This is a genomic window from Bradyrhizobium sp. T-12, from assembly GCF_058314695.1.
The window spans coordinates 4053979-4068188 of record NZ_CM177756.1 but is presented as its reverse complement, the minus strand read 5'-3'; the positions used below and the strand labels follow the sequence as shown (position 1 = coordinate 4068188).

15 protein-coding genes are annotated in these 14210 nt (G+C 63.4%); 10 read left to right on the top strand and 5 right to left on the bottom strand.

The genetic code is table 11. The features are described from left to right. Positions 1-31 precede the first annotated feature (31 nt). Complete coding sequence (locus tag AC0WRY_RS19235; RefSeq protein ID WP_211417289.1) at positions 32-691, bottom strand: GntR family transcriptional regulator; 660 nt, start codon at positions 689-691, stop codon at positions 32-34. 229 nt (positions 692-920) lie between these two features. Between AC0WRY_RS19235 and AC0WRY_RS19230 the strand changes: the two genes are divergently transcribed. The 6 genes from AC0WRY_RS19230 (at position 921) to AC0WRY_RS19205 (ending at position 6901) form a co-directional block, all read left to right on the top strand. Beyond that, on the top strand, positions 921-1940 hold the full coding sequence (locus AC0WRY_RS19230) for a TRAP transporter substrate-binding protein (RefSeq protein ID WP_194402374.1): 1020 nt from the start codon (positions 921-923) through the stop codon (positions 1938-1940). Positions 1941-2013: 73 nt separating this feature from the next. After that, complete coding sequence (locus tag AC0WRY_RS19225) at positions 2014-2523, top strand: TRAP transporter small permease (protein WP_194402373.1); 510 nt, start codon at positions 2014-2016, stop codon at positions 2521-2523. Between the two features lie 49 nt (positions 2524-2572). Next, the gene (locus tag AC0WRY_RS19220; RefSeq protein ID WP_211417287.1) at positions 2573-3853 is read left to right on the top strand and encodes a TRAP transporter large permease; all 1281 of its coding nucleotides are present in this window, start codon (positions 2573-2575) and stop codon (positions 3851-3853) included. A gap of 33 nt (positions 3854-3886) precedes the next feature. Next, positions 3887-4381: a type II 3-dehydroquinate dehydratase gene (locus AC0WRY_RS19215; protein WP_194402371.1), complete on the top strand. Its 495-nt coding sequence runs from the start codon at positions 3887-3889 to the stop codon at positions 4379-4381. Positions 4382-4391: 10 nt separating this feature from the next. Beyond that, positions 4392-5048: a hypothetical protein gene (locus AC0WRY_RS19210; protein WP_491120456.1), complete on the top strand. Its 657-nt coding sequence runs from the start codon at positions 4392-4394 to the stop codon at positions 5046-5048. Positions 5049-5278: 230 nt separating this feature from the next. Then, positions 5279-6901, top strand: a complete 1623-nt coding sequence (locus tag AC0WRY_RS19205; protein WP_491120454.1) for an ABC-F family ATP-binding cassette domain-containing protein — start codon at positions 5279-5281, stop codon at positions 6899-6901. On the opposite strand, the gene AC0WRY_RS19200 is transcribed toward AC0WRY_RS19205, so the two are convergent. After that, the gene (locus tag AC0WRY_RS19200; protein ID WP_491120452.1) at positions 6898-7881 is read right to left on the bottom strand and encodes a glycerophosphodiester phosphodiesterase family protein; all 984 of its coding nucleotides are present in this window, start codon (positions 7879-7881) and stop codon (positions 6898-6900) included. The genes AC0WRY_RS19205 and AC0WRY_RS19200 overlap by 4 nt on opposite strands. A 140-nt stretch (positions 7882-8021) precedes the next feature. Between AC0WRY_RS19200 and AC0WRY_RS19195 the strand changes: the two genes are divergently transcribed. Beyond that, the gene (locus AC0WRY_RS19195; protein WP_491120450.1) at positions 8022-8897 is read left to right on the top strand and encodes an MBL fold metallo-hydrolase; all 876 of its coding nucleotides are present in this window, start codon (positions 8022-8024) and stop codon (positions 8895-8897) included. A gap of 201 nt (positions 8898-9098) precedes the next feature. Here AC0WRY_RS19195 and AC0WRY_RS19190 read toward each other — a convergent pair whose 3' ends face one another. Beyond that, positions 9099-9347, bottom strand: a complete 249-nt coding sequence (locus AC0WRY_RS19190; protein WP_491120448.1) for a hypothetical protein — start codon at positions 9345-9347, stop codon at positions 9099-9101. A gap of 200 nt (positions 9348-9547) precedes the next feature. On the opposite strand from AC0WRY_RS19190, the gene AC0WRY_RS19185 reads away from it, so the two are divergent. Beyond that, positions 9548-10012: a cupin domain-containing protein gene (locus AC0WRY_RS19185; RefSeq protein WP_491120446.1), complete on the top strand. Its 465-nt coding sequence runs from the start codon at positions 9548-9550 to the stop codon at positions 10010-10012. A gap of 6 nt (positions 10013-10018) precedes the next feature. Here the strand turns inward: AC0WRY_RS19185 and AC0WRY_RS19180 are convergent, their stop codons facing one another. Then, complete coding sequence (locus AC0WRY_RS19180) at positions 10019-10981, bottom strand: alpha/beta hydrolase (protein ID WP_491120444.1); 963 nt, start codon at positions 10979-10981, stop codon at positions 10019-10021. A gap of 128 nt (positions 10982-11109) precedes the next feature. Here AC0WRY_RS19180 and AC0WRY_RS19175 point away from each other — a divergent pair, with 128 nt between their 5' ends. Further along, complete coding sequence (locus tag AC0WRY_RS19175) at positions 11110-11787, top strand: nitroreductase (RefSeq protein WP_491120442.1); 678 nt, start codon at positions 11110-11112, stop codon at positions 11785-11787. An 18-nt stretch (positions 11788-11805) separates the two neighbouring features. Here AC0WRY_RS19175 and AC0WRY_RS19170 read toward each other — a convergent pair whose 3' ends face one another. After that, entirely contained in the window at positions 11806-12057 is a 252-nt protein-coding gene (locus tag AC0WRY_RS19170) for a hypothetical protein (RefSeq protein ID WP_491120440.1), read from the bottom strand. On the opposite strand from AC0WRY_RS19170, the gene AC0WRY_RS19165 reads away from it, so the two are divergent. Further along, positions 12056-14071, top strand: coding sequence for an FIST N-terminal domain-containing protein (locus AC0WRY_RS19165; RefSeq protein ID WP_491120438.1), 2016 nt, complete (start codon positions 12056-12058; stop codon positions 14069-14071). The genes AC0WRY_RS19170 and AC0WRY_RS19165 overlap by 2 nt on opposite strands. Positions 14072-14210 lie beyond the last annotated feature (139 nt).

The window sequence follows — 14210 nt, the reverse complement described above, 5'->3', positions numbered from 1 at the left end:
GACGACTTGATCTTGCGGCAGGCGAGGGTGGTCAGGCGTCCTTCCAGGAGGACACCGCATGCGCGACGCAGCCGTTTATATGGTCGCTGAGGACGGCCCTGGCGTTCTTGATGTCGCGCTTCAGCGCGCACTCCAGGAGCGCTTTGTGCTGGTTGATCGTCTCCGCCCCCCGATAGCGCAGCGCGTAGCGGAAGTATTTGTCGAACACGATCGAATGGGTGTGCATGAGCTCGCGGGATCCGCAGCTCGAGATCAGGGCCTGGTGGAATTCGCCGTCGTACCGCTTGCGTAGCTCCGGGTCGTCGCCCTCCTTGAGGATGGCGCGTTCTGTCGCCGCCAGCTTGTGATGAGCCGAAACCACGCGGCCCTCCCACTCGACGTCGCCAGTCCGGAACGACTCGGCCATGGCATGGTGCTCCAGAAGGATGCGCAAATCGGCGAGCTCGCGCAGGTTCTGGATCGAAACAGGGGCCACCTCGAATCCACGCTGGCCTTCAGCGACCACAAAACCTTCGGACGTGAGCCGATTGAGGATCTCTCGCAGGGTCGAGATGCTGAAGCCGTAATCCTCTTTCATCGCATCGAGCCTGAGACGTCCGGATGGCGTGAGGACTCCGAAAATAATGTCGGACCGAATGCGCTGATAGCCGCTGTCGCCCGCCGACATGGGCCGTTCCTCGAGTGTGGTCATGGGCTTTGGTCCCGCTTGTCCGGATCATCGGCCGCCCCAGGGATCGGCCGAACCATCAACGTTGCCAGCAATATAGCAGATGGATAGAATCCGATGAATGGCAAAATATCATAGGTTATTCATTTTGCCGTTTGACATGGAAATATATGTATGATGTGTAAATAAGCTGAGGGTACGGAAAATAGTGGCTTAAGCCGTGCTTCGTGCCCCTGTGAACAGGGAGGACACGATGAGCTTGTTGGCACGAGCACTGTCTACGGCTGCGATCTGCGTGGCGCTGACAGTCGGCGCATCCGCCGCCGACGACATCCAGGAGCGGACGATCAGGTGGGGCCACCTGAACAACACCGATCATCCCGTCAGCTTCGGCGTGCAGAAGTTCGGCGAGATCCTGGCGGCCAAGAGCGGAGGCAAGATGAAGGTCCGCGAGTTCGCGGCCTCGCAACTGGGCAACGAACTGCAGCAGCAATCGGCGCTGCGCGGCGGCACGCAGGAGATGTTATCGGCCTCGACGACCTCGCTCGCGACCGTCGTCCCGGAATTCGGTCTGATCGACTTCCCGTTCCTGTTCAACACGATCGAACAGGCCGACGCGCTCGCGACCGGCAAGTTCGGCAATGCGATGCTCGATACGCTGCCGGCGAAGGGACTTGTCGGTCTCGGCTATTGGGGCCTGGGCTTCCGCAACGTCACCAACAGCACCCGACCGATCACCAAGGTCGAGGACTTCGCCGGTCTCAAGCTCCGCGTCATCCCGAATCCGGTCTATCTCGAAAGCTTCAGCGCCTTCAAGGCCAACCCGGTCCCGATGGCGTTCGGCGAGCTCTATTCGGCGCTGGAGACCCGCACCGTCGACGGACAGGAGAATCCCTATACGGTCATTCTCTCCAACAAATTCTACGAAGTGCAGAAATACGTTTCCGCCACCAACCACACCTTCACCCTCAACATCATCCTGGTGAGCAAGGCGTTCTGGGACAAGCTGTCGCCGACCGAGCAGCGCCTGATGCGCGAGGCCTACGCAGAAAGTCGCGGTTATCAGAAGGAACAGACGCGTCTTCAGACCGAAAAGGCTCTAGCCGAATTGCAGGCCAAGGGCATGCAGTACAACGCGATCGCCCCCGAGGAGACCGAACGCATGCGCAAGACGGTGCAGCCGGTGGTGGAGAAGATTTCCGCCAATCTTCGCTCCGAAACGGTGAAGCTGTTCAACGACGAGGTCGAGCGCATCCGCAAGGACGTGAAGTAACCGACCTCTCAACCACGCGGGTGGCTGAGCCGGTCATGGGCCGGCTCATCCCTCACTTGTCCGGACGTCACGCATGGCGCGAGCCCTCGATCTCTATTGCACGTTTCTCAAGGCCGTCATTGCCGCGTGCCTCGCAGTCATGGTGGTGCTTGTGTTCGGCAACGTCGTGCTGCGTTACGGTTTCAACTCCGGCATCACGATTTCCGAGGAGCTGTCACGCTGGCTCCTGGTCTGGCTGACCTTCCTCGGCGCCATCGTCGCGATGCGCGAACACGCCCATCTCGGGGTCGATACTCTGGTCCGGATGCTGCCGGCTTCCGGCAAGCGCATCTGCTTCGTCCTCAACTACTGCCTGATGCTGTTTGCCGACTGGCTGTTGCTGTCGGGAAGCTGGCGCCAGACCGTCATCAACCTGGAAGACCGCGCGCCGGCCACCGGTCTTTCAATGGCGATCTTCTACGCCGTCGGTGTGATTTTCGGCGTGTCGACCGCAGTCATCCTGCTCTACGATCTGTATCGGGTGGTCAGCGGGCAGGCGAGCGAGGAGGAGATGGTGGCCGTCAGGGAATCGGAGGAGCAGTGATGTCCTCTGCTGTCGCCGCGCCGCCCCCTCGCGTCACCCGGATAACGCCATGACAATCGCGGTCTTCACGTTCTCGCTGCTTGGCGCGATGGCGCTTGGAATGCCGATCGCCTTCGCGCTTCTCATCTGCGGCGTCGCCCTGATGAGCACGATCGACATGTTCGATTCCCAGATCGTGGCGCAGAATGTCATCAACGGCGCCGACAGCTTTCCGCTGATGGCCATTCCCTTCTTCATGCTCGCCGGCGAGATCATGAACAAGGGAGGCCTGGCCAAGCGTATCGTCAATGTCGCGCTCGTCGCGGTCGGGCATTTCCGCGGCGGCCTGGGCTATGTCACGATTCTGGCTGCATGCATCCTGTCATCGCTGTCGGGATCCGCGGCTGCCGATGCGGCCGCGCTTGCGGCATTGCTGGTGCCGATGATGGTGGCGGCGGGCCACAAGAAGACCTATGCGGCCGGCCTGGTGGCCGCCGGCGGGGTCATCGGCCCGGTGATCCCGCCCAGCATCGGTTTCGTGATCTTCGGCGTCGCGGCCAACGTGTCGATCTCGAAGCTGTTTCTTGCCGGCATCGTTCCCGGTCTGCTGCTGGGGTTAGGCCTCTGCGTTGCCTGGTACTGGGTGGTGCACAAGGAAGATCTGAAACCGCCGCCGCGTGCCACGCTGCGCACCGTTTTGTTTGCAGTGATCGACGGCTTCTGGGCGCTGATGCTGCCAGGGATCATCATCGTGGGCCTGCGCTTTGGCATCTTCACGCCCACCGAGGCCGGCGTCGTCGTCGCCGTCTATTCGCTGTTCGTGGCGACTTGCGTTTACCGCGAGTTGAAATGGTCCGAAGTCTATGCCGTTCTGGTCTCGTCCGCGGTGACGACCAGCGTTGTCATGTTTCTCGTCGCCGCGGCGCTGGTCTCGTCCTGGCTGATCACGGTGTCCGAGATCTCCGGCCAGGTCGTCGATCTCCTGAAACCGTTCATGGGAAACAATACGATCCTGATGCTCGCGATCATGGTCGTTGTCGTGATCGTTGGAACGGCGCTCGACATGACGCCGACAATCCTGATCCTGACGCCGATCCTGATGCCGATCGTCAAAGCGGCACATATCGATCCGGTCTATTTCGGCGTGCTGTTCATCATCAATAATTCCATCGGCCTGATCACGCCCCCGGTCGGCATCGTGCTGAACGTCGTCTGCGGCGTCTCCAGGATCAGCATGGAGGACATCGTCAAGGGCGTTTGGCCCTTCATGATCGCGCAGCTGATCGTTCTTTTCGCGATGGTACTCTTCCCGGGACTGGTGACGATTCCGGCTAAATGGTTCGGCGGTTAGTCGCCGCGTCGGCAAAGGATACGAGGAGCGAAGATGGCCGCCAAAATCATGATCCTCAACGGACCCAACCTCAACTTTCTCGGCATCAGAGAGCCGCACATCTACGGCCGGACGACGCTGAAGGAGATCGAGGACAGCTGCCAGATGCTGGCCGCCCAACTCGGCGTCTCCATCTCTTTCCATCAGTCCAACATGGAGGGCGAGCTCGTCAACCTGATCCAGTCAGCCCATGGCAAGGCGGACGCGATCATCATCAACCCGGCGGCCTATTCGTTCACGTCGATCGCGCTGATCGATGCGCTCAAGATCTTCGAAGGCGTGAAGATCGAGCTGCACATATCGAATATCCACGCGCGAGATGAGCTTCATCGTCACTCCATCACCTCCAGCGCTTGCACGGCGGTCATTTGCGGCTTGGGTCCGCACGGCTATCTCGTCGCGATCCTCGCGGCTGTTCAGCGGCTCGGACAATTGCCCGAAACGATTCCGTCGGCGCTGCGCGGGCTTGCAGCTGCCGGCAAGGCTTGAGGAGAGTGGAATGCGCGGAGCAGGTTTTCTTGCGATTTGGAGCGACGTCGAGGCGCAGGATCTGACTGATTACCGGCACTGGCTGACCCGCGAGCATACAACCGAACGCGTCACGACCAGAGGCTTTCTGGCGTCACGGGTCTTCCGCGCAGGACGCGACGATATCAACCGCTTCTTCATCCTGTATGAGCTTGTGGCACCCGAGGTCCTCGATGGGGAGGCCTATCTCGCGCGCCTCAACGCCCCGACGCCGTGGTCTCGGCGCATCATGCCAAAGCTCGGTAACTTCATGCGAGGCGGGGGCACCATGGTGGCGCGGGCCGGGCGCGGGGAGGGAGCCACGATCGCGGCGTTGCGGATCGAGAAGCTGCCCGCGAGCCCGCAAGAACTGGCCGAAGCGCTCGTCGCATGCAACGGGGTCGCCGCCGTACAGATCGGTGCAACCGACGAGGCTCGGACATCGGTACCGACGACTGAAAAGGGCATGCGCAAGACTGAGGGTTTCTTCTCAGGCCTGCTGTTGATCGAGGCGCTCGACTTGACCTCGTTGCAAATCGCCCTGCAGCGGGCCCGCACGACCATCCCGGATGTCCTCGGCGGGGCGAGCGAACCGGAAGTCTATCAAACCGTGTTTACGCTCGATGTCCGCATCGCCGATTTCGGCTGACAATCATCTTCTCTCTGCGCCGAACGTGCTCGACCGAGTGGACGCTATGCCCTAGGAGGCGCTTCGGGCGCGGCGCGGGCAGCGTGCTGCAGCCAACGGATCAGACCGGAGGGAGCCAATTGCAGGGGGCCGGCATGTCTGGCGGTGAGAAATCCGTACCCCGCCGGGCTTCCCCTCAGCGCCGGCATGGCCTATGACGCTGCAACGCAAAAATCCCCCAAAAAGACCCCATGATCCGCCTCGACAACGTCAGCAAGCAAGCCGGCCACCAGATCCTGTTCATCGAAGCCTCGGCCGCCCTCAACAAGGGCGAGAAGATCGGCCTCGTCGGCCCGAACGGCGCTGGAAAAACCACCCTGTTCCGGATGATCGCCGGTGAGGAACTGCCCGACGAGGGGCAGGTCTCCACCGATCGCGGCATCACCATCGGCTATTTCAGCCAGGATGTCGGCGAGATGTCCGGGCGCAGCGCCGTGGCCGAGGTGATGAATGGCGCCGGTCCCGTCAGCGATGTCGCGGCCGAGCTGCGCGAGCTCGAGGCCGCGATGGCCGATCCCGACAAGGCCGATCAGATGGACGAGATCATCGCGCGCTATGGCGAGGTGCAGCACGCGTTCGAGGAGCTCGACGGCTACGCGCTCGACGGCCGCGCGCGCGAGGCGCTGTCGGGCCTCGGCTTCAGCCAGGAGATGATGGACGGCGACGTCGGCAAGCTCTCGGGCGGCTGGAAGATGCGCGTGGCGCTGGCGCGCATCCTGCTGATGCGTCCCGATGTCATGCTGCTCGACGAGCCGAGCAACCATCTCGATCTCGAAAGCCTGATCTGGCTTGAAAAATTCCTGCACGATTTCGAAGGCACGCTGCTGATGACCTCGCACGACCGCGAGTTCATCAACCGCGTGATCTCGAAAGTGATCGAGATCGATTCCGGCTCGCTGACGACCTACACCGGCGACTACGAGTTCTATGAGCAGCAGCGCGCGCAGAACGAGAAGCAGCAGCAGGCGCAGTTCGAGCGCCAGCAGGCCATGCTCGCCAAGGAGATCAAGTTCATCGAGCGCTTCAAGGCGCGCGCCTCGCACGCCGCGCAGGTGCAGAGCCGGGTGAAGAAGCTCGACAAGATCGAGCGGGTCGAGCCCCCGCGGCGCCGCCAGAGCATCGCGTTCGATTTTCCGCCGGCCCCGCGCTCGGGAGAAGACGTCGTCGCCCTGAAGAACGTTCACAAGGGCTATGGCAGCAAGCGGATCTATGACGGACTCGATTTCATGATCCGCCGCAGGGAGCGCTGGTGCGTGATGGGCGTCAACGGCGCCGGCAAGTCGACGCTGCTCAAGCTCATTGCCGGCGCGAGCGAGCCGGACGAGGGAACGGTATCGGTCGGCGGCAGCGTCAAGATGGGCTATTTCGCCCAGCATGCGATGGACCTGCTCGACGGCGAGCGCACCGTGTTCCAGTCGCTGGAGGACCAGTTTCCGACCGCGGGGCAGGGCTCATTGCGCGCGCTCGCCGGCTGCTTCGGCTTCTCCGGCGACGACGTCGAGAAGCGCTGCCGCGTGCTCTCGGGCGGGGAGAAGGCGCGCCTTGTGATGGCCAAGATGCTGTTCGATCCGCCGAACTTCCTGGTGCTGGACGAGCCGACCAACCATCTCGATCTCGCCACCAAGGAAATGCTGATCAATGCGCTGTCGGATTTCGAGGGCACCATGCTGTTCGTCTCGCATGACCGCCACTTCCTGGCGACGCTGTCGAACCGCGTGCTGGAGCTGACGCCGGAGGGCATCCACCAGTTCGGCGGCGGCTACACGGAATACGTCGCGCGTACCGGGCAGGAGGCGCCGGGGTTGCGGAGCTAGTTCTTGCTCTTGCCCGCGATCCTGGCGATGGTCTCGATCTCGTTGGTCCAGATGCCGCCGGAATAGCCTTGCGGGAGCCGGGCGAGCAATTCGGGCGTATCAATGCCGGTGGAGAATTCGCCGCCGCTATAAGGGCCGAGCACGAAGACCGCGCTGTTGGCGTCGGCCATTCGATTGAGGAAGCGATCGGGCCAGCCCCAGAGCCAGGGTGCGACATTGATGGGCACTAGCACCAGGGCGCTTCGACAGGCGGCCGGGATCAAGCCGGTCCAGCCATAGCCGAAATAGCGAAGCAGGCAGCTCCGGATGGTCGTGCGCGAAATGGTGCGAACATCAGGAGCCAGGCGACGGATCGTGTCGATCGGCTCGTCACCGCCATAGACCATGATCATCCGCCGCCGCTCGGCCGACAGCGCGTTCAGCACGGCGGCGAGTTTCTCGCCTTCGCCGGCGTCGCGGCTTTTCACGTTAATGAGGAGTTGCTTGTCCGGGAAGGTGGCTAGCACCTCAGATAGCGTCGGCATCATCCCGATCGCCTTGCCGCGAAACGGAAAGGTCTCGCCGCCGTCGGCGGTGTAGCCGTGGCCGATGTCGAGCATTTTCAGTTTCGCCATGCTCTGCTCGCGTGTGACGCCCTGGCCGTCGGTGCGGCAGCCGAGCGTCCAGTCGTGGAAGACGGCGAACTCGCGGTCGGTGGTCGGATGCACGTCGAGCTCGACCACGTCGGCGCCGGCCTCGAAGCTGGCGCGCATCGAGCGCAAGGTGTTCTCCAGATAATCGTGCGACGGCGGCAGCATCCGCGCGGCGGTGCAGGTGTCGTTCTTCACATCGCGCTCATCGAAGCGTTGCGCGATGCCGCGATGGGCCAGCAGCACTGGCTTGCCGCCCCGATGCTGCGCGAGCAGATTGGTGTTGTTGATGTAGATGCTAGCTGCGGCGGCCATCACGATGGCCGCGCTCGCCTTCAACTTCCTGCCCACCACACCTTCCTCATTCCGCGATCAACATCGCCAGTGTTTGAGGTCGATTTGCGGCGCGCCGCGCATGGAAGGCCCAACGCCCGGCGTCTTGAATGCTCCGAGTCCGTTCGCTACGCTTTCGCAAAAAGGGAGCGAACGCCATGAAGCAAATCCGGATCGGCGACATCACCATCGATGCGGTGATCGAGCGGGAGGGGCCGTGGCGGCGGCCGCGGGATTTCTTCCCGGCCTATGACGAAGACGTTTTCAAGCGCCATCTGCCGACGATGGAGCCGGAGGTGTTCGACGCCGCGCGCGGCATGATGATGATCACCTACCAGACTTTTGTCGTGCGCACGCCGCGTTACACGATCCTCATAGATACCTGCACCGGCGAGGACAAGGGCCATCCGCCGCCGTTCGATTTTCCCGGCAAGGAGCGCTGGCGCAACGAATTGTTCGCGCTCGGCATCTCTTTCGAAGCGATCGACTACGTGTTCTGCACGCATCTGCATATCGACCACACCGGCTGGAATACGACCCTGCGCGACGGTCGCTGGGTGCCGACGTTTCCGAATGCGAAATACGTCTTCCACAAGGGCGAGTATGCGGCATGGGAGGCCGAGCACGCCAAGGGCAACAATCCGCCCGGCACCGTGTTTCGCGACAATTGCCTGCCGATCGTCGAGGCCGGACAGGCGCTCTTGGTCGACGACGACTACGCGCTCGACGACACCGTCACGCTGACGCCGACGCCGGGGCATTCGCCCTGCCATTGCTGCGTGAACATCTTTTCGAAGGGCCAGCGCGCGGTGGTCGCGGGCGACCTCATGCATCACCAGATCCAGTGCCGCGAGCCGGACTGGTCGGCGCGGCCCGATTGGGATCCGAAGCAGTCGGCGGCGTCGCGGCGAAAATTCTTCGCGTCCGTGGCCGACACCGACACGCTGATCCTGCCGGTGCATTTTCCGGCGCCGACGGCGGGGTGGATCAGGCCGCGGGAGGGGGCGTTCGATTATCAGTTCAGGCGGGAATGAAGCTGCGAACTAATCGCCAGGCTCGTGTCCCGGACGCGGTGCGGCGCGCAGTGCCGCTCCGCCGAGCCGGGACCCATCTCTGGGGCGATACTCGCGGCGGCAGGGGCCCCGGCTCTGCAGCGCATCGCTACTGGAGATGCTTCGCATCGCCAGGGTAGCGCTGCGCTGCGTCCGGGGCACGAGAGTCACCGAAGAGCGCCCTTACGCCCCGGTCTCGCACTTCTTCATGAAGCTGTTCTTGGCCGCACCGGCGAGCGGCTTGCCGTCGGCGCTGACGGCCTTGGGCGCGCAAGCGTCGGCTTTGCACTTCTTCATGAACGAGGTCTTGGCTGCGCCGGCCAGCGGCTTGCCGTCCTTGCCGACCGCCTTGCTCTCGCAGGTTTCTTGCGCGAAGGCCGAGCCCGCTGCAAAGGTGGCAACGATCGCAGCCAGGAAAATCCGCTTTATCATGGGTGTCTCCGTCAGCCAGAAATGGCGGCGGGATTGGAACCGGGAATCGTGGCGCAATCAAGCTGGATGATGGCGTGCAGCCGGGTCCGCCGCACGATTTTGCCGTGGACGTTCGCCCCGTCGCTTCCTGCTGCACTGCTCGCTGACCCCGGTGGGCGATCCTGCTAGGCTTGGCCAGCCGAGCCGGACGGAGCATCGTGATGGACGCAATGATCCCGAAACACCAGGACGCCGCCGATCAGCATTCTCACCTGGTTCGGCCGCAAGACATGGACTGGCAGAGAACCCGCTTTCCGGGGTGCGAGGCCAAGACGCTGCTGTTCGACCGGCGCACCGGCCTGATGACCGCCTTGATGCGGTTTGCGCCGGGGGCGGTGCTGCCGGACCACGAGCATGTCGGCATCGAGCAGAGCTGGGTGATCGAGGGCGCGCTCGTCGACAAGGAGGGGCCTGCTCAGGGCATCGCCTGCAAGGCCGGTGAGTTCATCTGGCGCGAAGCGGGCAGCCGGCACGCCGCCTGGTGTCCGGAGGGCGCGCTGATCCTCGCGATCTTCCAGGTGCCGAACAAGTTCTTCGAGGCCGACGGCCGCGTCGTCGACGCCGCCGGTCAGGATTGGGACGAGACGTGGGGCCACACCGGCGTGCAGCGGGCGCAGAGCGCCTAGCGCATCCTAGGCCCCTCGCGTGAGCAGCGCCTTGAAGTCGGCCCGGGCGCGCTGCGCCTCGGCGCGCGCGACGTCCGAGGCATCGCCCATGCCGAAATAGCCGTGGATCAGGCCGGGACCTTCATGGTGCTTGACCCGCACGCCGGCGGCTTCCAGCGCCTGCGCATAGGCCGCGCCCTCGTCGCGCAGGGGATCGAACCAGGCGGTGGTGACGACCGCCGGTGCGACGCCGGCGAGGGATGCCGCGCGCAGCGGCGAGACGCGCCAGTCCGAAGCATGGCCGGGATCGGCGAGATAATGGCCGCAAAACCATTCCATCGTGGCACGCGTCAGGAAGTAGCCGTCGGCATTTTCAGCGCGCGAGGGATAGCGCGCGTTCTCGCGCGCGTCGGCGTAGCCGCCGAGGACGTCGGTGACAGGGTAGACCAGCAATTGCGCGGCGAGCTTGAGGCCGGCATCGCGGCAGGCGATTGCGGTGGTTGCCGCGAGATTGCCGCCGGCACTGTCGCCGGCAACGCCGACGCGCTTCGCATCGCCGCCAAATTCCGCGACGCGGTCAAACACATCGCTCACGGCGGCGAAGGCGTCCTCAAAGGCGCCGGGAAAGCGCGTTTCCGGCGGGCGCCGATAGTCGACGGAGACAACGACGGCGCCGGTCTCGATCGCGATGTTGCGGGCCTGCCGGTCGTGGGTCTCGATGTCGCCCGCAACCCAGCCGCCGCCGTGAAAGAACACCACGGTCGGAGCGGGCGTGGTGCCGGCCCGGTAGACACGCGCAGGAAGCGGGCCGGCGCCGCCCTTCACCTTGATATCCTCGACGTGATCGACGGGCGGGGGCGGGATGGCGGCGCGGGAGGCAGCCAGTGCGCGCAAGGAATCGCGGGCGCTCTGTGGCGTCATGACAGCGAGGTCGCGCATCGGCATGAGCGGAATGATCTGGGCGATGACGGGGTCGAGCGGCGCAGCCATTTTCGAGTCCTCCAAGTTTCTTGCAGGGTTCTTGGTCTTGCTTGCGGGTTAGCATAGATTTCGCGCGCCGCATCGGCAACCGGTCTCATGTCGGGCCGGCGGATGAACGGGCAGGGAGGTTTTTCGAGGTGGAATTCGAAACGCTGGTCCAGTCGCGCCGCAGCGTGCGCGGCTTCAAGAACGAGCCGGTACCGCGCGCGGTGATCGAGGCGATCATCGACAGCGCCAAGCGCGCGCCGTCGTCGATGAACACCCAGCCCTGGCATGTCCACGTGCTCACAGGCGGCCCGCTCGAAGAGGTCCGCCGCCGCAACATGGAGGAGATGCTCGGCGGGGCCAAGGTCAAGCGCGACATCATCAGTCACGGCGAGTACCAGGGCGTGCATCGCGCGCGGCAGGTCGACATCGCCAAGAAGCTGTTCGGCGCGATGGGCATCGCGCGCGACGACAAGCCGATGCGGCAGGACTGGGTGCTGCGCGGTTTCCGGCAGTTCGACGCGCCGGTCTCGCTGGTCCTGACCTACGACCGCGTGCTCGATCCCGGCGCGGTCTGCCATTTCGACCTCGGCGCGCTCTGCTACGGCATCGTGCTCGCAGCGTGGGACCGCGGTCTCGGCTCCGTCATCAACGGGCAGGGCATCATGCGTTCCGATATCGTGCGCGAGGTCGCGGAGATTCCGGAGGACGAGGTCATCATGACATGCGTTGCGATGGGCTATCCGGATGACGGCTTTGCCGCGAACGCGGTGCGCTCGGATCGCGAGGCGAACGACGACTTCGTGCGCTTCGTCGGCTTCGCCGATTGATGCGCAAACACGCGCGCATCAATCGAAATCGGCCTTAGAAGCGTGCTTCGGCATCGGGTTGATTATCTGCAGCCTGCGAATTTGATTCAGATCAAATGTGCTTGCGCGATCGGTATCATGAGCCCGCAATACCGCGTCGTGCCGTAGTCCTACGGTGGAAATCCGTTGCACAAACGCAGCCGTGCGGCGCGCCTCATAACCGAATGGCAATTTCGAATCCGTAATTGATTCCTTCGAGACGCTGCTCGCGTCGAACAAGGATATTGCCATGCTCTCGTTCTTTTCCCAGGCAAGTCATAAGCAAGCCGCGCCGTCGATCGTTCCGGACCCTCACGATGAGACGCCGGCTTCCCCCGAGCCTTGCGCGATCCGGGTGCTGGAGAGTGACGACCGTCTGCAAAATATTTCCGAGAGCGACTTCGTCGTCGCCGGTGCGCGCGCGCCGCTCGCCATCGCGTTCATCTCGCCGCATTGCGACTTCGCCCGCGTGGTGCCGTCGTTGCAGAGGCTCGCGGGCTCGACGCCGGTGATCGCGATCTCGACCGCCGGCGAATTGTGCTCGGCAAGCCAATCGCTCTACAAGGCGACGGGGGCGAGTTGGTCCTCGGTCGTCGTGCAGGTCTTCCCCGCTGACCTCTTTCAGTCGATCAGCATCCACAGCGTTGGCCTCCACAACGAGGACATCCGCAAGGGAGCGCCGTCCAAGGCGCATGACGCGCGGATCGATGCGATCGCCCGAGAACTCGGAACGATCCGCACGCCCTTCGTGATCGACGTACGCGACACCATCGCCTTCGCGCTGGTCGACGGCGTCTCCGCGTCGGAGAACTATTTCATGGAGGCGGTGTACAGGAGCGGCAAGTTTCCGTGCGCCTTCGTCGGGGGCTCCGCCGGCGGCAAGCTCGACTTCAAGAACACCTATCTCTATGACGGCAGGCAGATCCTCGAGAACCATGCTCTCGTCGCCTTCATGAAGCTGGCGCCGGGCCGGGCCTACAGCATCTTCAAGACCCAGAACTTCAAGAAGACCGGCAAGTCCTTCGTCGTCATGGGGGCCGATCCGGACCGGCGCACTGCCTCGGGCGTCCTGGAGGGGAGCGAGATCAAGCCGTTCGCGTCTGCGGTGGCGAAGGCACTGAACACGGCACCGGCGAACGTGATGCCGATGATGACGAAACACTCCTTCGGCATCGAGGTCGGCGGTGACCTGTTCGTGCGCTCGGTCGCCGGCATCGATGCGGAGACTGGCGTCATCTCCTTCTTCTGCGACGTCAATTCGGGCGACAGGCTCGAACTCCTGGAGGCGACCGATTTCGTCGACCAGACGCGGCGCGACCTCGAAGCCTTCCTGCGCGACAAGCCGCCGGCGATCGGCGCGATTCTCAACGACTGCATCCTGCGTCGTCTCAACAACGAGAGCCAGCTCCGCAACATGAGCGGAATGTGGCCGATGCCGGTTGCGGGATTTTCGACTTTCGGCGAGCTGTTCGGAATCAACATCAACCAGACGCTGACGGCCATCGTGTTCTTCGACGTCACGAAGAAGTCGCTGAGCGATCCGTTCATCGACCTGTTCCCGATCCACTATGCGCATTTCGTCGAGTATTTCACGCGCACCCATCTGAACCGCATGGTGCTGCTGAACCGCATCAAGGACGGCATCGTCCAGCGTCTGACGGAGTATCTGAGCGCCAGTGCCACGCTGAGCGGCAAGGTGGAGGGCGCGCTGCAGCAGACGGCGTCGATCAACGCGATCGTGGAGGATATCCGTTCGGTCATCATGGCGAGCGCCCAATCGGCGGCGAAGGCGACCGACACCACGGCGCTGTCGCAGGAGTTTGCCGGCCTCACTCAGGCCATGAACGGATTGCGCGATATCCTGAAGATCATCGACACCATCGCGGGCCAGACCAACCTGCTCGCGCTCAACGCGACCATTGAATCGGCGCGCGCCGGCGAGGCGGGACGGGGCTTCTCGGTGGTTGCGACCGAAGTGAAGAAGCTCGCCAATGACACCAAGAGCAGCCTCACGCGCACCCATGCCTCGATCGAAGGCATGGAAAGCTCGATCGAGTCACTTGGCGCCAACATCAATGAAACCCGGGGCCAGCTGATCCAGACCCAGGACGGCTACAACAGCATCGTGACCCAGATCGAGGACATGTTCAAGAATCTTCAGATGATCAACACGGTGCTGTCGGATCTCGAAAGCTTCGTGCGCGACCGCAACGGGGCATTGACGAGCGCGATGGACGACATCGAGACGTTGAAGAGGATCGGCTAGGACGTAGAGTCCGCTCGGGCGCAAATTTCGGTGACGACCATTCAGTTGGCTCTTGCAATCTCGCCGCGCTAGCAGGAACAATAAGCCTCGTGAGAGGTTTGTTGCTGGCGCGAGGGAATTGACATGCGGCGGCTGGCTA